This is a genomic window from Streptomyces parvus (assembly GCF_032121415.1).
GTDB lineage: Bacteria > Actinomycetota > Actinomycetes > Streptomycetales > Streptomycetaceae > Streptomyces > Streptomyces globisporus_A.
Genome location: NZ_CP135079.1, coordinates 2,208,743 through 2,225,970 on the forward strand (window position 1 = coordinate 2,208,743; position 17,228 = coordinate 2,225,970).

The following is a 17,228-nucleotide window of genomic DNA, read 5'->3' on the forward strand; positions in this document are numbered from 1 at the left end:
ATTTCGCCGGAGGCCCGGGCGCGGGCGGGGGCCGGTCAGTGGTTGCGCGGGAAGCCGAGGTCGACGCCGGCCGGGGCGTCGGCCGGGTCGGGCCAGCGGGTGGTGGTGACCTTGCCGCGGGTGTAGAAGTGCACGCCGTCGTTGCCGTAGATGTGGTGGTCGCCGAAGAGCGAATCCTTCCAGCCGCCGAAGGAGTGGTAGCCCACCGGGACCGGGATCGGTACGTTGACGCCGACCATGCCCGCCTGGATCTCCAGCTGGAAGCGGCGGGCCGCGCCGCCGTCGCGGGTGAAGATCGCGGTGCCGTTGCCGAACGGCGAAGCGTTCATCAGGGCGACGCCGTCCTCGTACGACTCCACGCGGAGCACGCAGAGGACCGGGCCGAAGATCTCGTCCTTGTAGGCGTCGGAGTCGGTGGAGACCTTGTCCAGGAGGGACAGGCCGATCCAGTGGCCGTTCTCGAAGCCCTCGACCGTGTGGCCCGTGCCGTCGAGGACGACCTCGGCGCCCTGGGCGGCGGCGCCCGTGACGTAGGAAGCGACCTTGTCGCGGTGGGCGGCGGTGATCAGGGGGCCCATCTCGGAGGTGGGGTCGTCGCCGGGGCCGATCTTGATCTTCTCGGCGCGCTCGCGGATCTTGGCGACCAGCTCGTCGCCGATCGCGCCGACCGCGACGACCGCGGAGATCGCCATGCAGCGTTCACCGGCGGAGCCGTACGCCGCCGAGACCGCCGCGTCGGCGGCCGCGTCCAGGTCGGCGTCCGGGAGGACGAGCATGTGGTTCTTCGCGCCCCCGAGGGCCTGGACGCGCTTGCCGTTGGCGGAGGCGGTGGCGTGGATGTAGCGGGCGATGGGGGTGGAGCCGACGAAGGAGACGGCGGCCACGTCGGGGTGGGCGAGGAGCGCGTCCACCGCGACCTTGTCCCCGTGGACGACGTTGAGCACACCGTCCGGAAGGCCCGCCTCGGACGCCAGCTCGGCCAGCAGGTTGGCGGCCGACGGGTCCTTCTCGCTCGGCTTCAGCACGAACGTGTTGCCGCAGGCGATCGCCAGCGGGAACATCCACATCGGCACCATGGCCGGGAAGTTGAACGGGGTGATGCCCGCGACCACGCCCAGCGACTGGCGGATCGAGGAGACGTCGACCCGGTTGGAGACCTGGGTGGACAGCTCGCCCTTGAGCTGCGTGGTGATCCCGCACGCCAGCTCGACGATCTCCAGGCCCCGGGCGACCTCGCCCAGCGCGTCGGAGTGCACCTTGCCGTGCTCGGCGGTGATCAGCGCGGCGATGTCGTCGCGGTGGGCGTCGAGCAGCGCGCGGTAGCGGAACAGGACGGCGGTGCGCTGGGCGAGCGAGGAGGTGCCCCAGGTGGCGTACGCGGCCTTCGCCGCCGCCACGGCCGCGTCGACCTCCTCCACGGAGGCCAACGCCACCTGCGTGGTGACCGCGCCGGTGGCCGGGTCGGTGACGGGACCGTACTGGCCCGACGTGCCCTCCGCTGTCTTGCCGCCGATCCAGTGGTTGACGGTCTTCGTCATGACGTACTCCTTCAGACTTCGGGCAGGCGCGGGGGCTGGTCTCACAAGTGGCGGCGTCGGGCGGCGACCTGGCGGTCGTACTCCTCCCGGGCCTTCACCGCCGCCGGTCGGCTCGCGGTTTCGGCTACCGGAACATCCCACCACGCCTGCGCCGGAGGGGGGCCCGACACTGTGTCGGGCGTTTCGGTCTCGACGTAGACACAAGTGGGGCCCTCCGCGTCGCGGGCCTCGGAGAGAGCTTTGCGCAGGTCGTCGACGGTGGTGGCGCGCAGGACCCGCAGGCCGAGGGAGGCCGCGTTGGCGGCCAGGTCGACGGGGAGCGGCGGGCCGGTGAAGCCGCCGTCGGCGTCGCGGTGGCGGTAGGCGGTGCCGAAGCGTTCGGCGCCGACCGATTCGGAGAGGCCGCCGATGGAGGCGTACCCGTGGTTCTGGAGGATCAGCAGCTTCAGCGGCAGGTTCTCCTGGACGGCGGTGACGATCTCGGTGGGGTTCATCAGGTACGTGCCGTCGCCGACCAGGGCCCAGACCGGGCGGTGCTCCCGGCTCCGGGCCCCGGTCGCGAGCAGGACGCCGATCGCCGCCGGGATCTCGTAGCCCATGCAGGAGTAGCCGTACTCCACGTGGTACTGGTCGTGGGAGCGGGTCCGCCAGAGTTTGTGCAGGTCGCCGGGGAGGGAGCCGGCGGCGTTGATGAGGATGTCCTCCTCGGTGACGAGGTCGTCCAGGAGGCCGAGGACCTGGGTCTGGGTGGGGCGCGCGGTGGGGTCGGGGGTGGCGAAGGACGCCTCGACCCGTTCCTCCCACGCCTCCTTCGCGCCGGTGTACTCCGTCTCGTACGCCGGATCGACCCGGTATCCGCGACCGGCGAGGGCCGCGGTGAGCGCCTCAAGTCCCGTGCGGGCGTCCGCCACCAGGGGGAGGGCGGCCAGCTTGTGGGCGTCGAAGGCGGTGATGTTGAGGTGGAGGAAGCGGACGGCAGGGTCGGCGAAGAGGGTGCCGGAGGCGGTCGTGAAGTCGGAGAAGCGGGTACCGACGCCGATGACCAGGTCGGCGGTGCGGGCCAGCTCGTTCGCGGTGGCGGTGCCGGTGTGGCCGATGCCGCCGACGTCGGCCGGGTGGTCGTGGCGGAGCGCGCCCTTGCCCGCCTGGGTGGAGGCGACCGGGATGCGGGTCGCGGCGGTGAAGGCGGCGAGCGTCTCCTCGGCGGCGCTGTGCCGGACCCCGCCGCCCGCGACGATCAGGGGGCGGCGGGCGGAGCGGATCGCCCGTACCGCCGTCTCCAGCTCGTACGGGTCGGGGGCGGGCCTGCGGATGTGCCAGTCGCGCTCGGCGAAGAACTCCTCCGGCCAGTCGTACGCCTCCGCCTGGACGTCCTGCGGCAGCGCGAGCGTGACGGCCCCGGTCTCGGCGGGGTCGGCGAGGACCCGCATCGCCTGGAGGGCAGCCGGAATCAGCGCCTCCGGCCGGGTGACCCGGTCGAAGTAGCGCGAGACCGGCCGCAGACAGTCGTTGACGGACACATCACCGGCGTACGGCACTTCGAGCTGTTGCAGTACGGGATCGGCGGGCCGGGTCGCGAAGGTGTCGCCCGGCAGGAGCAGGACGGGCAGCCGGTTGATCGTGGCGAGGGCGGCCCCGGTGACCAGGTTGGTGGCCCCCGGCCCGATGGACGTGGTCACCGCGTGCGCGGAGAGCCGCCCCGACTGGCGGGCGTACCCCACGGCCGCGTGCACCATGGCCTGTTCGTTACGGCCCTGGAGGTACGGCATGCGGTGTGCGGCGCCGTTCCCTCCGTGGCCCGCCTCCACGAGTGCCTGGCCGACGCCCGCGACATTGCCGTGGCCGAAGATGCCCCAGGTGGCGCTGATCAGCCGCTGCCGGCGGCCGTCGCGCTCGGTGTACTGCCGGGCCAGGAAGGCGACCAGGGCCTGAGCGGTGGTCAGACGGCGGGTGGGGGTGGACCTGCGGTTCTTCGGGCTCGCGGGACTCGTCGGGCTCAAGGCGTTACCTCCGGGCCGGGCGACGGATGCGCCGTGTAGAGCGGGAGTCTGGCGTCGATCGGCTCGTCTGGCCAGGTGTCGCGGATCCACCGGTGGTCGGGATGGTCGCGGATCAGCCAGGCGCGCTCCTCCCCCGGCCCGGCCATGACGTTCAGGTAGTACAGCGTCCGGCCGGGCGGGGCGATGGACGGGCCGTGCCAGCCGTCGGGGATGAGGACCACGTCGCCGTCGCGGACTTCGGCGAGGACGTCCGTACCGCCCTCGCGCGACGGGGAGACCCGGTGGTAGCCGAGCCCGCCGTCCTGCACCTCGAAGTAGTAGACCTCCTCCAGCTCGCACTCCTCGCCCGGCACGTGCTCGTCGTGTTTGTGGGGCGGGTAGGAGGACCAGTTGCCGCCGGGGGTGAGGACCTCGACGGCGATCAGCCGGTCGCAGTCGAAGGTGTCGGCGGCGGCGAAGTTGTTCACCTGGCGGGAGCAGGTCCCGGAGCCGCGCAGCTCGACGGGTACCTCCGGCGCGGGGCCGTAGCGAGCGGGGAGTCGTCGCTCGCACTTCGCTCCTGCCAGGGCGAAGCGGCCTCCTGCGCCGGAGGCGATCTGTGCGTGGGCGTCACGCGGTACGTAGGCGAAGTCGGAGACCCCGCTGAACACGCTCTCCCGGCCCCGCAGTTCAAAGGTCTCACCTGCGGTACGCACCGTACAGCCACCGGCCAACGGCAGGACGATCCATTCGCTGCCTCCGGTGACGAGCGTGTGAACACCGCCCGGCTCCAGCTCCAGCACCCGCAGGGCCGAGCGGTCCCAGCCGGCGCTCTCGGGATCGATGTCGACGGCGTACGGCCCGCGCGCGGCGCCGCCGGACGGCAGGTGGAACCCGTGCTGTCCCTGGCCCTGGTGCTGTCCCCGGTCGGGGTGGTCCGTCGTCATGGCTCCTCCCTACCCGGCCGGAGCAGCGATACGGCGGTGTCGACGGCGAGCGCCACGTCCCCGTCGACCGGGTAGAGCAGCGAGCGTCCCACGACCAGCCCCCGGACCGTGGGCAGCCGCAGCGCGTCGCGCCACTTCCCGTACGCGGCGTCCTGGTCGTCGCCGACCTCGCCGCCGAGCAGGACGGCGGGCAGCGTGGAGGCCTCCATCGCCCGGCCCATGGCGTCGGGGTCGTCGGTGACGGGCACCTTCAGCCAGGTGTACGCGGACGTCCCGGCGAGGCCCGACGCGATGGCGATGGAGGTCGCCACGGCGGCGGCGCCGAGGTCGTTGCGGAGGCGGCCGTCGACGCGGCGGCAGAGGAACGGTTCGACGAAGACGGGCAGCCGGTGGGCGGCCATCGCGTCGATGGTCCGGGCGGCGGTGTGCAGGGTGTCCAGCGAACCGGGGTCGTCGTGGTCGATGCGCAGCAGCAGCTTCCCCGCGTCGAACCCCTGCCGGACCAGGTCGTCGGGGCGGTAGCCGGTGAACCGGTCGTCGAGCTCGAAGGCCGCGCCCGCCAGACCGCCACGGTTCATCGAACCCATGACGACCTTGTCTTCCAGGGCCCCGAGCAGGAGGAGGTCGTCCAGGACATCGGCCGATGCGAGCACCCCGTCGACCCCGGGGCGGGAGAGGGCGAGGCAGAGCCGCTCCAGCAGCTCGAAGCGGTTGGCCATGGCGAGGGAGCGGTCCCCCACGGCGAGCGCGCCGCGCGCCGGGTGGTCGGCCGCGATGATCATCAACCGGTCGCCGGGGTGCCGGATCAGCCGCCGCCTCTTCCGTCGTGCGGCGGCCTCGGCAACGGCTTCAGGGCGCTCGGCGCGCAGCCGGACGAGCGCGGAGAGGGAGGGCGCGATCGGCGTCACGAGCCCGCTCCGTTCCGGGGGCCGGCAGGGGCGTCGGGGTCTGCGGGAGCGCCAGGGGCCGTCGCGGCGCCCGGAGCGGTGGGAGTCTCGGGGTGAGCTGCGGCGCCCGGGGCGGCCGGGGACTCCGGACCGCGCGCGGCGCCTCCGGCGGTCCGCGTGGCGAGGTCCGCCGTGACGGCGCCGGCCGCGAGGGCCTCCTCGACCTCGTCCGGGAACGGCATCGCGGACGAGCAGGCGAGCCGGGAGGCGACGATGGCGCCGGCCGCGTTCGCGTACCGCACGATGCGGTCGAGGGGCCACCCGGCGAGCAGCCCGTGGCAGAGCGCACCCCCGAACGCGTCTCCGGCGCCGAGGCCGTTGACCACCGCGACCGGCAGCGGCGGGCAGTCGGCGGTGGTGCCGTCACGGTGCACGGCGAGCACACCCTTCGGCCCCTGCTTGACGACGGCGAGCTCCACTCCGGCCGCGAGGAGGGCCCGGGCCGCCGCGTACGGTTCGCGTTCGCCGGTCGCGACGGCGCACTCGTCGACGTTGCCGACGGCGACCGTGGCATGGGCGAGCGCTTCGCGGTACCGCGCGGGCGCCTCGGTGCTGTCGTCGCCCCCGTCCCAGAACATCGGCCGCCAGTCGAGGTCGAAAACGGTCGCCGTCGCCGTACGCGACGCATCCGCCGGGCCGGTGCCGCGCGCGTCGAGGGCGGCCAGCGTGGCGGACCGGCTCGGCTCGGCGCTGAGTCCGGTGCCCGTCATCCAGAAGATCCCGGCGTCGCGCACGGCGTCCAGGTCGAGGTCCGGGGCGTGGATCTCCAGATCGGGGGCCTTGGGCCGACGGTAGAAGTAGAGCGGGAAGTCGTCCGGCGGGAAGATCTCGCAGAAGGTGACCGGGGTCGGATACTCCGCGAGGGCCGTCGCCCAGCGGGGGTCCACGCCCAACCGTTCCAGTTCCTGGTGGAGATAGGCGCCGAAGGGGTCCTGCCCGGTCCGGGTGATGAGGGCCGTCCGCCGCCCCTGCCGGGCCGCCGCCACCGCGACGTTCGCCGGGGAACCACCGAGGAACTTGCCGAACGTCTCGACCCGGGCGAGCGGTACCCCGACCTCCAGCGGGTAGAGGTCCACCCCGATCCGCCCCATGGTGATCACGTCGTACGGCTCAGGCATGCCCATCCCTTCGCACGACCGGCTCGCACCGCCGGTGGCCGGCTGGTCCCAGGTCTAGCCCTCCGCCCGGAACCCTGTCAACATTTTGTCCGGACATTCGGACGAACCCTTGACACCCTTCCGCGCGGGCCAGGAGGCTGGCCGTTATGACCCCCTCCGTCCCCTCCTCGGCCCGCATCCGTATCGGCTCGGCCCCCGACTCCTGGGGTGTGTGGTTCCCCGACGACCCGCAGCAGGTGCCCTGGCAACGCTTCCTCGACGAGGTGGCCGAGGCCGGCTACGCGTGGATCGAGCTCGGCCCGTACGGCTATCTGCCCACCGATCCGGCGAGGTTGGCCGACGAGACGCGCGGCCGGGGACTCACGGTCTCCGCCGGAACCGTCTTCACCGGATTGCACCACGGCCCGGACGTCTGGGACCGGACCTGGGCGCATGTCGCGGACATCGCCGCGCTGACCCGGGCCATGGGCGCCGAACACCTGGTCGTCATCCCCTCCTTCTGGCGCGACGACAAGACGGGCGAGGTGCTGGAGGACCGCACGCTCACCCCCGCGCAGTGGCGCGATCTGACCGCGCAGACGGAGCGGCTGGGCCGGGAGGTCCGGGAGCGGTTCGGGCTGCGGATCGTGGTCCACCCGCACGCCGACACCCACATCGACACCGAGGAGAACGTCAACCGCTTCCTCGACGCCACCGATCCGGACCTCGTCTCGCTCTGTCTGGACACCGGGCACTACGCCTACTGCGGCGGCGACAGCGTCAAGCTCATCGAGACGTACGGGGGGCGCATCGGCTATCTCCATCTCAAGCAGGTCGACCCGGAGATCCTGGCGGCTGTGGTGGCGGACGAGGTGCCGTTCGGCCCGGCGGTGGCCCGAGGCGTGATGTGCGAGCCGCCCGGCGGGGTCCCCGCCCTGGAACCGGTGCTGGACGCGGCACGCGCCCTGGACGTCGACCTGTTCGCGATCGTGGAGCAGGACATGTACCCCTGCCCGCCGGACAAGCCGCTCCCCATCGCGCGCCGCACCCGCGAGTTCCTCCGCTCCTGCGGGCGTCCCGGCTCACCCCTCTGATCCCGGGTGCTCGCTGCTTCGTCCCGGTGCCGCGCTTCATCCTTTCTGTCACAGCAGTAACCGTTTCGGCACACATATCTCCGTTACGCGGGTTTTCTGTCACAGCCGGTCGACAGCCCCACCCCGCCTGCCGCCCGGGGTCGTTCAACCGAGCACAGGCTGAGCGATCGTCGGCTTGGGAAGTGCAGAGAGGTGTCATCGATGACGGACAGAACGCTCTGGTCCTACAAGGACATTGCCGCGCACATCCAGGTCCAGCCGGACACCGTCCGCTCCTATCGCAAGCACGGCCTCCTGCCCCCGCCCGACCAGGTGAAGAACGGGAAGCCGTACTGGTACGGAGACACCGTCCGCGCCTGGGTCGCCTCGCGCCCCCGCAACCGGGGGCGCTGACGCCCCGCTACCGCTGGTCGGCGGGGCTGCGGAAGAGGGCCGTCCAGAGGAACGACTCCCCGAAGAGCGGGGATTGGGGTGCCTCGTCGTTCATCCGGCGCAGTTCGATCTCCGTCAGCCCGGAGAAGACGCGGCGCAGCTCGTCGTCCGTGTAGGCGAGTCCGCCGTGCAGGCCGCCCGTCAGGTAGAGCTCGGCGTCCGGCAGTTCGGAGCCCATCCCACCGTGTCCGGCAGCGAAGCAGGTGAGCGCGAAGTGGCCGCCGGGCGCGAGGCAGCGCTCCAGGAGGGCGAGATAGCTGATCCGGCGGTGGGGCGGCAGATGGTGGAAGCAGCCCGAGTCGTAGATCAGGTCGTAGGGGCCGGCCAGGGCGGCCCCCTCCGCCGTCAGGGCGAACGCGTCCCCGTGGTGGAACCGGATGGAGCCGGCTCCCGCTTCCTCGGCCCGCTCCCGGGCCCAGGCCAGCGCCGCCGGGGAGAGGTCGACCGCGTCGACGTCGAAGCCGAGCGCGGCCAGGTGGAGCGCGTTGCGGCCGGGCCCACAGCCGAGTTCGAGCGCGCGCCCCGGGGCGATCCGCCCTTGGCGGAGGTGGGCGTCGAGGTTCTCGTCGGGCTTGTCCGCGAAGAACGGCACCGGCCGTGAACGGTCCGCGTAGAACTCGTCCCACCAGGACGCCCCACCGGCCGTCCACCGGTCCGCCTCCGGGGCGAACAGGCCGTCCATCAAAGCCAATACGTCATCGGTCGTCGATACGTTCCGGTTCATCCGGGCCCCCTTCTCCGTTGAGGAAACTTTAGGCTGGATGAGTATGAAATCCCAGGTCAGCGGCGTTCCACGGATACCACCCGCGGGCCTGTGCAGCCTCCCTGGCGGGCGGAGGGGCCGGGCCCCCGCCCGCCACCCTTCCGGTGGCGGGCGGGCCCCTCCTGCCGCGTCCGGAGGGCATTCCCGGCCTCCCCGAGGGCCCTTTCCGGACGACTTTCTCCGGGGATCTCAGCGTCGCGCCGGTTCGCCGACATCCCTGCTCGTGCCCGGCATCTCCTCGTTCTCCGCTGTCGGTTCGGGGGCTTCCGGCCCGCCCCGGCCGCCCGGGTCCGGCACAGCGGCGGGGGCGGCGGCCGGGGCGGCCTCCCCTTCGCTCAGGCCGAACCTGCGGTGGAAGGCCCGCAGGGGCGCGGGGGCCCACCAGGTGGAGCGGCCCATCAGCTTCATCACCGCGGGGACCAGCAGACTGCGCACCACCATGGCGTCCATCAGGACCGCGAGGGCGATGCCGAGCCCCAGCATCTTGGTGTTGGTGACCCGTGAGGTGCCGATGGCGACCATGACGACCGCGAGGATCACGGCGGCCGCGGTGATCAGCCCGCCGGTGTGCCGGAGCCCGAAGGTGACGGAGTGCTCGTGGTCGCCGGTGCGGTCGTACTCCTCCTTGATCCGGGATATCAGGAAGACCCCGTAGTCCATGGAGAGTCCGAAGGCCACGCAGAACATCAGGACGGGCAGCGTCGTCTCGATGTCACCCGTACTGGTGAAGGCGAGCAGTCCGGAGAGATTCCCGTCCTGGAAGACCCAGACCACCGCTCCGAACATCGCGGTCAGGCTGAGGGCGTTGAGCACGACCGCCTGGAGCGGGATGAGCACGCTGCCGGTGAGCAGGAAGACCAGGAGCAGCGTCACGACCACGATGATCGCCAGGGCCCAGGGCAGCCGGTCGGCTATGGCGTCCTGGGAGTCGACGAGGACCGCCGCCGTGCCCGTGACCGAGATGTCGAGCGAGGAGGCGGCGGACACGGCCCTCAGGTCCCGTACGAGCTGCTGGGTCTCCCCGCCGACGGCTTCGCCCTCCGGCAGCACGCTGTAGTGGGCGACGGGACCCTCGGTGACCGGTCCTCCGACCCGCAGGACGCCGGGGAGCTGTTCGATCCGGTTCTTGAGATCCACGTGGTCGGCGGTGGAACCCTGTCCCTCGGCCAGCACCTCCAGGCCGCCGCCGGGGCTGCCGGGGAACCCGTCGCGGAGGTGTTCCTGGACGACCCGGGACTCCGCGGAGGCCGGCAGCTGGCGATCGTCCGCCGTGCCGAACTTCACGCCGAGGAACGGCAGTCCGAGGAGCAGGAGCCCGACGGTCGTGACGATGGCGAAGACGGGCGCCCTGCGCATCACCAGCGCGCCCAGCCACGCCCAGCCCCGGCCGGGAGACGCGTCGGCACCCCCGGCGGCACCCGCCCCGGGGACGCCGGCCCCGGCACCCGCCGGGTCCGCCCCGGCCGTCGCCGCCTTCTTCCGACGGCGGAGGAGCCGGCGCAGGTCCAGCGAGTTGATCCGGGGGCCGAGCAGCATGAGCGCCGCGGGCAGCAGGATCAGTGCGGCAGCGGCGGCCAGGAGGACCACGGCTATCCCGGCGTAGGCGAAGGACCGCAGGAAGTACTGCGGGAAGACGAGCATGGCCGACAGGGACACCGCCACGGTCAGCGCGGAGAACAGCACCGTACGCCCGGCGGTCCGCAGCGTCGCGCCCACCGCCGTCCGGGTGTCCGCACCTGTCGCCAGCTCCTCGCGGAAGCGGCGGACGATGAACAGGGCGTAGTCGATGGCGAGTCCGAGGCCGAGGGCCGTGGTGAGGTTCATCGCGAAGACGGAGACGTCGGTGAACTCCGTCAGCCCCCGCAGCACGGCGTTGGTGCCGAGGATGGCGACGATGCCGACAGCGAGCGGCAGCATCGCGGCGACGGCGCTGCCGAAGACCATGACCAGCAGGACCAGCGTCACCGGCAGGGCGATCAGCTCGGCCCGCAGCAGATCCTCCTGGATGATCGTCTGCATCTCGTGCTGCACGGCGACGGGCCCGCCGAGGGAGACCGCCACCGGCCCCCGCTCCCCCGCGAAGGCCGGGGCTATCCGGTCGAGGGTCTCGCCCGCGGTCTTCTCGTCGCCCCCGATCCGGGCGGCGATGATCGCCTCCTGACCGTCCTCGGAACGCAGGGCGGGCGACGCGGTCTCCCAGTAGGACCCGACGCCCGATATCCCCGGCTCGGCCTTCAGCCGCTCCGCCAGACGGGCGGCCTCGGCGGCCACGGCCGGGTCGTCGACGCCCGCGGAGCCGCTGTCCACCAGCAGGAGCAGATTGGGCTGCGAGGCGGGGAACTCCCGGGCGAGCACCTCCGTCGCGTAGGTCGACTCGGCGTCGGGGGCCTGCCAGCCGCCGCTGCCCATCCGGTCCGCCACCCCGCTCCCGGCGAACACGGCGAGTGCGGTGATCACCAGCGCGGCCAGCAGCGCGAGCCGTGGCCGGGCGGTGACGAACCGGGTCCAGCCGCCGACCTGGGGCGGCGCGGAACGGTTGACTTCGGGCATGGTGCGGTGTCCCCTTCACCGAGACCCGGGCAGCGCAGGGCAGCATGGGTCGGTCATTGCCGTTTATCGTGGCAAACACGAGCAGTCGCTCGCGTTTCTTTAGAATGCGAGCGGCCACTCGTGTTTGTCAATCGCGTCATGAGAGCTGGGGATGGACCGTGCCGGAGGCCAAAGCCAACAAGACCGCCGCCGAGGCCGCCGTCGAAGCCGCCACCGAGGCCGCCGGGGACACCGCCGACGAGGCGCCGGGCCCCACCCGCCCCCGCCGGCGGCGCCAGGCCCGCGGCGAGGCCCGGATCGCCCAACTGCTCCGGGCCGCCGCCGACGTCTTCTGCACCAGCGGCTACACCGCGTCCAGCACCAACGCCATCGCCCGCGAGGCAGGGGTCTCACCCGGCACGCTCTACCAGTTCTTCCCGAACAAGGAGGCCATCGCCGTCGAGCTCGGCGACCGACTGCTGGACCGCTGGCGGGACACCTACGGCGCCGCCTTCGCCCAGAGCCACACGGAGCTGCCGCTCGACCGCATGCTGGACGCCGTCCTCGACCCCCTGATCGCCTTCAACTGCGAGAATCCGGCGTTCTTCGTCCTGATGCACGGCTCGGAGATCCCCGGCCGGATCACCGAGGCGCACGACACGCTGCACGCCACGATGCTGACGCGGGTCGAATCCGTGCTCGCCGACTACCTCCCGGACATGCCCGCCGCCCAGATCCACCGCACCGCCGAGATGGCCTTCATGGTCTTCAAGGCCGGACTGGACCTGATCATGGCCACCGAGGGCGAGGAGCGCGCGGCCTACATCCAGGAGCTGAAGACGGTGATGTTCCGCTATCTGGATCCCCTGGTCGGGCACGACGCGTCGTGTCCGGCGACGACGGAGCGCCTTGATACCCCCTAGGGGTATAGTATGGATGAGGCGGGGCGCCACGGGGGCCTCTGCGGTCCCACGCGTCCCGCCGTGCCGCCCGAAACGTGTTCGCGAAGAGGAGAACGTCATGACCGCCGAGACCGGCACCACGCCGTCCACCGGTTCCTGCTGCTCGCCCACCGGTTCCTGCCACGACGGCGCGGCCGACGTGCAGATCGAGCAGACCGACTCGGTCACCACCGTGTACCAGGTCAAGGGCATGACCTGCGGCCACTGCGAGGGGGCCGTGTCGGAGGAGATCTCCGGGATCGCGGGCGTCACCTCGGTCGCCGCCGTCGCCTCCACCGGCCTGGTCACCGTGACGTCCAAGGCCCCGCTGGCCGAGGACGCCGTCCGTGCCGCCGTGGACGAGGCCGGTTACGAACTTCTCGGCCCGGCCGCCTGAGAGCCGGCGCTCCGCCGCACCACCCGTCCGCCGTCGGGCCGGCCGCACCAGCCGATACTGGTGGGGTACGGCCCGATCTGCGTTTTCCAGGAGTTCCGGACATGGCCAGCACAGCAGCAGCCGACTTCCCGGCCGCCGACGCCTCCGAGGCCGAGCTCATGATCGGCGGGATGACCTGCGCCTCGTGCGCCGCCCGCGTCGAGAAGAAGCTCAACCGGATGGACGGCGTCACCGCCACGGTGAACTACGCGACCGAGAAGGCCCGCGTCACCTTCGGGGAGGGGCTGAAGCTGGGGGATCTCGTCGCCACGGTCGAGAAGACCGGCTACACGGCCCGCCCCGTCGCCCGGCCGGCACGGAGGACGGCATCGGCGGGACCCGATGCCGCCACCTCCGCGCCCCCGCCCCCGGCGACTCCCCCGAGCCCGGACCCGGGCCCGCCTTCGGCAAGGTCCACGGACACGGACCCCGACCTGTCTCCCCCGGCAACGCCCCCGGACACGGATCCGGCACCGGCCTCTCCCGCGACGCCCGGCACCGCCCCTGCTCCGTCCCCCGGCACGGCTCCGGCCGCTCCCCCTGAAGCCGCCCAGGAGGCCGCCCGGAACTCCGCGCCGGAGTCCACGTCGGAATCCGTATCGGAATCCGTGTCGGAGTCCGCGTCGGAATCCATCCCCGACTCCATCGCCCGGGACGGCGAAGCGGAGCAGGAGGCATCCCTCGCCGCGCTCCGGCAGCGGCTCGTCGTCTCCGCCGTGCTCGCCACCCCCGTCGTCCTGCTCGCCATGGTCCCGGCGCTCCAGTTCGACTTCTGGCAGTGGCTGAGCCTCACCCTCGCCGCACCCGTCGTCGTCTGGGGCGGCCTGCCCTTCCACCGGGCCGCCTGGACGAACGCGAAGCACGGCGCGGCGACGATGGACACGCTGGTCTCGCTCGGCACGCTCGCCGCGTTCGGCTGGTCGGTGTGGGCCCTGTTCCTCGGCGACGCGGGCTTGCCCGGCATGCGCCACGGCTTCGACCTCACCGTCGCGCGCGCCGACGCCACCTCGACGATCTACCTGGAGGTGGCGGCCGGTGTCATCACGTTCATCCTGCTGGGCCGCTACCTGGAAGCCCGTGCGAAGCGGAAGTCCGGTGCTGCGCTGCGGGCGCTGATGCACCTGGGCGCGAGGGACGTCGCCGTGCTCAGAGGAGGCCGGGAGGTACGTGTCCCGGCGAGCACGCTCGTCGTGGGCGACCGTTTCGTCGTCCGTCCCGGGGAGAAGATCGCGACGGACGGGACAGTGGTCGAGGGCTCCTCGGCCGTGGACGCCTCGATGCTCACGGGCGAGTCCGTGCCCGTGGAGGTCACCGCCGGCGACACCGTCACCGGCGCCACCCTCAACGCCGGCGGACGCCTCGTCGTCGAAGCCACCCGCGTCGGCGGCGACACCCAACTCGCCCGCATGGCCGAACTCGTCCAGGACGCCCAGAACGGCAAAGCCTCCGCCCAACGCCTCGCCGACCGCATCTCCGCCGTCTTCGTCCCCATCGTCATCACCCTCGCCCTCGCCACCCTCGGCTACTGGCTCGGCAACGGCGCCGGACTCACCGCCGCCTTCACCGCAGCCGTCGCCGTCCTCATCATCGCCTGCCCCTGCGCCCTCGGCCTCGCCACCCCCACCGCCCTCATGGTCGGCACCGGACGCGGAGCCCAACTCGGCATCCTCATCAAAGGCCCCGAAGTCCTGGAGACCACCCGCCGCGTCGACACCATCGTCCTCGACAAGACCGGCACCGTCACCACCGGACGCATGACCCTCCAGACCACCCACACCACCCACACCACCGACACCACCGAAGCACTCCGGATCGCCGGAGCCCTGGAGAACGCCTCCGAACACCCCATCGCCCAAGCCCTCGCCACCGCCGCCACCACCGCCACCGGCCCCCTCCCCACCCCCGAGGACTTCACCAACATCCCCGGCCTCGGCGTCCAGGGCACCGTCGAGGGCCACACCGTCCTCGTCGGGCGGCCCCGCCTCCTCGCCGACGCCGGCATTCCCCTTCCGCCGGCGTTGTCACGGGCCCTGGAGGAGGACGAGGCGCACGGGCGCACGGTGGTCGCCGTGGCCTGGGACGGGGAGGCCCGGGGCGTGTTCGGCGTGGCGGACGCGGTCAAGGACAGCAGCGCGGCCGCCGTGGCCGAGCTGCGCGCCCTGGGGCTGGAGCCCATCCTGCTGACCGGCGACAACCGGGCGGTGGCGGAGGCCGTCGCGCGTGAGGTGGGCATCGACACGGTCCACGCGGAGGTGCTCCCCGAGGACAAGGTGAACGTCGTCAAGCGCCTTCAGGCCGAGGGAAGGGTCGTCGCCATGGTCGGCGACGGGGTCAACGACGCCGCCGCGCTGGCCACGGCATCCCTGGGACTGGCGATGGGCACTGGGACGGATGCGGCGATCGAAGCGAGCGACCTCACACTGGTTCGTGGAGATCTCAAGGTGACAGCTGACGCAATCCGCCTTTCCAGGCGTACGCTGGCCACCATCAGGGGCAACCTCTTCTGGGCCTTCGGGTACAACGTTGCGGCCTTGCCCCTGGCTGCGAGTGGCCTGCTCAACCCTATGATCGCGGGAGCCGCCATGGCGTTTTCGTCCGTGTTCGTCGTCACGAACAGCCTCCGGTTGCGTGCCTTCACGTAACTTCCACAAAGAGATTTAGATCACACCGATTTCAGGGTAACCATCCGGTGGGTTCGCGAGTCTTAGAGTGCGATTGCCAAGGATGTCTTGGGGGACGTCCGACGGAGTGTCTTGGGGGACGCTCCTGATGGCATGCGTTGGCCGGGGCACGTGCACCGGGGAGCTTTGAGCGGCCCTCCCGTGCGTACGTACCCCGGCAGATCGCGGCACAACAGAACAACGGGAGCTTCGGCTCCGTGCAGACGCCCGGCCGGATCCCGTGGGGGGAATCCGCTCCGGGATATGGGAAGCGCCCCGACCGTCGACCCGTGGGGGGATCGACGGCGGGGCGCTTCTCCCTTCTCCCTTCTCCGGCAGGAAGCGTGCGGCCCCGGCGAGCCCCCGAAACGCCCGGCAGGCCCTCGAAACGCCGAATCGCCCCGGACACCGCGCTCTGTGCGAGGCGCGGTACGCGGGGCGAAGGCAGTCGGCCGAAGAGGCCGGGGCACTACGGGGCGGTCACGAGGTCCGGGTCAGCGACCCTCGACCGGGACGAAGTCGCGCAGGACCTCGCCGGTGTAGATCTGGCGCGGGCGGCCGATGCGGGAACCCGGCTCCTTGATCATCTCGTGCCACTGGGCGATCCAGCCGGGCAGTCGGCCGAGCGCGAAGAGCACGGTGAACATCTCGGTCGGGAAGCCCATGGCCCGGTAGATCAGACCGGTGTAGAAGTCCACGTTGGGGTAGAGGTTGCGCGAGACGAAGTAGTCGTCGGAGAGCGCGTGCTCCTCCAGCTTGAGCGCGATGTCGAGCAGCTCGTCGGACTTGCCGAGCGCGGACAGCACGTCGTGCGCGGCAGCCTTGATGATCTTGGCGCGCGGGTCGAAGGACTTGTACACCCGGTGGCCGAAGCCCATCAGGCGGACGCCGTCCTCCTTGTTCTTCACCTTGCGGATGAAGGAGTCGACGTCGCCGCCGTTGGCCTGGATGCCTTCCAGCATCTCCAGCACCGACTGGTTGGCGCCGCCGTGCAGGGGGCCCCACAGCGCCGAGATGCCGGCGGAGATCGAGGCGAACATGTTCGCCTGCGAGGAGCCGACCAGACGCACGGTGGAGGTCGAACAGTTCTGCTCGTGGTCCGCGTGCAGGATGAGCAGCTTGTCCAGCGCCGAGACGACGACCGGGTCCAGCTCGTACTCCTGGGCGGGGACCGAGAAGGTCATGCGCAGGAAGTTCTCGACGTACCCGAGGTCGTTGCGCGGGTAGACGAAGGGGTGGCCGATCGACTTCTTGTAGGCGTACGCCGCGATCGTCGGGAGCTTCGCCAGCAGGCGGATCGTCGACAGGTGGCGCTGCTGCTCGTCGAACGGGTTGTGGCTGTCCTGGTAGAACGTGGAGAGAGCGCTGACGACCGAGGACAGCATGGCCATCGGGTGGGCGTCGCGCGGGAAGCCGTCGAAGAACCGCTTGACGTCCTCGTGCAGCAGCGTGTGCTGGGTGATCTCGTTCTTGAACGCCGCCAGCTCGTCGACCTTGGGGAGGTCACCGTTGATCAGCGTGTACGCGACCTCGAGGAACGACGAGCGCTCGGCGAGCTGCTCGATGGGGTATCCGCGGTAGCGCAGAATGCCCTGCTCGCCGTCGAGGTACGTGATGGCGGATTTATAGGCGGCGGTGTTGCCGTATCCGCTGTCCAGCGTCACCAGGCCGGTATTGGCCCGGAGCTTCCCGATGTCGAAGCCCTTGTCGCCGACGGTGCTGTCGATCACCGGGTAGGTGTACTCGTCATCGCCGTACCGCAGTACTACAGCGTTGTTGGTGTGCTCGCTCACGTCATCCCTCACCGACGTAGTGCCTCTTCTTCGAGGTGCCCTGACTGTCTTCCACCCTCCCCCATTCGGCTC

General features: G+C 71.6%; 13 protein-coding genes. 5 read left to right on the top strand and 8 right to left on the bottom strand.

The annotated features are described in order from the left end of the window. Positions 1 to 35 precede the first annotated feature (35 nt). The 5 genes from RNL97_RS10825 to iolC are packed head-to-tail and all read right to left on the bottom strand — an operon-like array spanning position 36 to position 6,529. Entirely contained in the window at positions 36 to 1,538 is a 1,503-nt protein-coding gene (locus RNL97_RS10825; RefSeq protein WP_030577051.1) for a CoA-acylating methylmalonate-semialdehyde dehydrogenase, read from the bottom strand. 41 nt (positions 1,539 to 1,579) lie between these two features. Next, positions 1,580 to 3,538, bottom strand: a complete 1,959-nt coding sequence (gene iolD, locus RNL97_RS10830; protein WP_030577048.1) for a 3D-(3,5/4)-trihydroxycyclohexane-1,2-dione acylhydrolase (decyclizing) — start codon at positions 3,536 to 3,538, stop codon at positions 1,580 to 1,582. Further along, positions 3,535 to 4,464 carry a 5-deoxy-glucuronate isomerase gene (gene iolB, locus RNL97_RS10835; RefSeq protein WP_030577046.1) on the bottom strand — a complete coding sequence of 310 codons (930 nt, stop codon included), beginning with the start codon at positions 4,462 to 4,464 and terminating at the stop codon, positions 3,535 to 3,537. The genes iolD and iolB overlap by 4 nt, the downstream gene beginning before the upstream one ends. Continuing rightward, the gene (locus RNL97_RS10840; protein ID WP_030577043.1) at positions 4,461 to 5,372 is read right to left on the bottom strand and encodes a Cgl0159 family (beta/alpha)8-fold protein; all 912 of its coding nucleotides are present in this window, start codon (positions 5,370 to 5,372) and stop codon (positions 4,461 to 4,463) included. The genes iolB and RNL97_RS10840 overlap by 4 nt, the downstream gene beginning before the upstream one ends. Next, a complete protein-coding gene (gene iolC / locus RNL97_RS10845; protein WP_030577040.1) occupies positions 5,369 to 6,529 on the bottom strand; it encodes a 5-dehydro-2-deoxygluconokinase in 1,161 nt (386 codons plus the stop codon). The genes RNL97_RS10840 and iolC overlap by 4 nt, the downstream gene beginning before the upstream one ends. Positions 6,530 to 6,675: 146 nt before the next feature. Here iolC and RNL97_RS10850 point away from each other — a divergent pair, with 146 nt between their 5' ends. Together RNL97_RS10850 and RNL97_RS10855 are read left to right on the top strand one after the other, a co-directional pair. Further along, entirely contained in the window at positions 6,676 to 7,602 is a 927-nt protein-coding gene (locus tag RNL97_RS10850) for a sugar phosphate isomerase/epimerase family protein (RefSeq protein ID WP_030577037.1), read from the top strand. 201 nt (positions 7,603 to 7,803) lie between these two features. Further along, positions 7,804 to 7,995: a helix-turn-helix transcriptional regulator gene (locus RNL97_RS10855; RefSeq protein WP_010064909.1), complete on the top strand. Its 192-nt coding sequence runs from the start codon at positions 7,804 to 7,806 to the stop codon at positions 7,993 to 7,995. Positions 7,996 to 8,002: 7 nt separating this feature from the next. On the opposite strand, the gene RNL97_RS10860 is transcribed toward RNL97_RS10855, so the two are convergent. Beyond that, a complete protein-coding gene (locus tag RNL97_RS10860; protein WP_030577033.1) occupies positions 8,003 to 8,758 on the bottom strand; it encodes a class I SAM-dependent methyltransferase in 756 nt (251 codons plus the stop codon). Positions 8,759 to 8,986: 228 nt separating this feature from the next. Next, complete coding sequence (locus RNL97_RS10865; RefSeq protein ID WP_243314061.1) at positions 8,987 to 11,347, bottom strand: MMPL family transporter; 2,361 nt, start codon at positions 11,345 to 11,347, stop codon at positions 8,987 to 8,989. Positions 11,348 to 11,505: 158 nt separating this feature from the next. Here RNL97_RS10865 and RNL97_RS10870 point away from each other — a divergent pair, with 158 nt between their 5' ends. The 3 genes from RNL97_RS10870 (at position 11,506) to RNL97_RS10880 (ending at position 15,345) form a co-directional block, all read left to right on the top strand. Then, positions 11,506 to 12,249, top strand: coding sequence for a TetR/AcrR family transcriptional regulator (locus RNL97_RS10870; RefSeq protein WP_030577027.1), 744 nt, complete (start codon positions 11,506 to 11,508; stop codon positions 12,247 to 12,249). Positions 12,250 to 12,346: 97 nt separating this feature from the next. Beyond that, positions 12,347 to 12,664 (top strand): heavy-metal-associated domain-containing protein, encoded by a 318-nt coding sequence (locus RNL97_RS10875; RefSeq protein ID WP_030577025.1) that lies wholly within the window; start codon positions 12,347 to 12,349, stop codon positions 12,662 to 12,664. 101 nt (positions 12,665 to 12,765) lie between these two features. Beyond that, positions 12,766 to 15,345 (top strand): heavy metal translocating P-type ATPase, encoded by a 2,580-nt coding sequence (locus tag RNL97_RS10880; RefSeq protein ID WP_313750629.1) that lies wholly within the window; start codon positions 12,766 to 12,768, stop codon positions 15,343 to 15,345. Positions 15,346 to 15,857: 512 nt separating this feature from the next. Here RNL97_RS10880 and RNL97_RS10885 read toward each other — a convergent pair. Next, on the bottom strand, positions 15,858 to 17,156 hold the full coding sequence (locus RNL97_RS10885) for a citrate synthase (RefSeq protein ID WP_010056523.1): 1,299 nt from the start codon (positions 17,154 to 17,156) through the stop codon (positions 15,858 to 15,860). Positions 17,157 to 17,228 lie beyond the last annotated feature (72 nt).

Coding starts and splice junctions, on each gene's coding strand:
- RNL97_RS10825 (WP_030577051.1), bottom strand. CDS start 1,538: ATGACGAAGACCGTCAACCACTGGATCGGCGGCAAGACAGCGGAGGGC.
- iolB (WP_030577046.1), bottom strand. CDS start 4,464: ATGACGACGGACCACCCCGACCGGGGACAGCACCAGGGCCAGGGACAG.
- iolC (WP_030577040.1), bottom strand. CDS start 6,529: ATGCCTGAGCCGTACGACGTGATCACCATGGGGCGGATCGGGGTGGAC.
- RNL97_RS10850 (WP_030577037.1), top strand. CDS start 6,676: ATGACCCCCTCCGTCCCCTCCTCGGCCCGCATCCGTATCGGCTCGGCC.
- RNL97_RS10855 (WP_010064909.1), top strand. CDS start 7,804: ATGACGGACAGAACGCTCTGGTCCTACAAGGACATTGCCGCGCACATC.
- RNL97_RS10860 (WP_030577033.1), bottom strand. CDS start 8,758: ATGAACCGGAACGTATCGACGACCGATGACGTATTGGCTTTGATGGAC.
- RNL97_RS10865 (WP_243314061.1), bottom strand. CDS start 11,347: ATGCCCGAAGTCAACCGTTCCGCGCCGCCCCAGGTCGGCGGCTGGACC.
- RNL97_RS10875 (WP_030577025.1), top strand. CDS start 12,347: ATGACCGCCGAGACCGGCACCACGCCGTCCACCGGTTCCTGCTGCTCG.
- RNL97_RS10880 (WP_313750629.1), top strand. CDS start 12,766: ATGGCCAGCACAGCAGCAGCCGACTTCCCGGCCGCCGACGCCTCCGAG.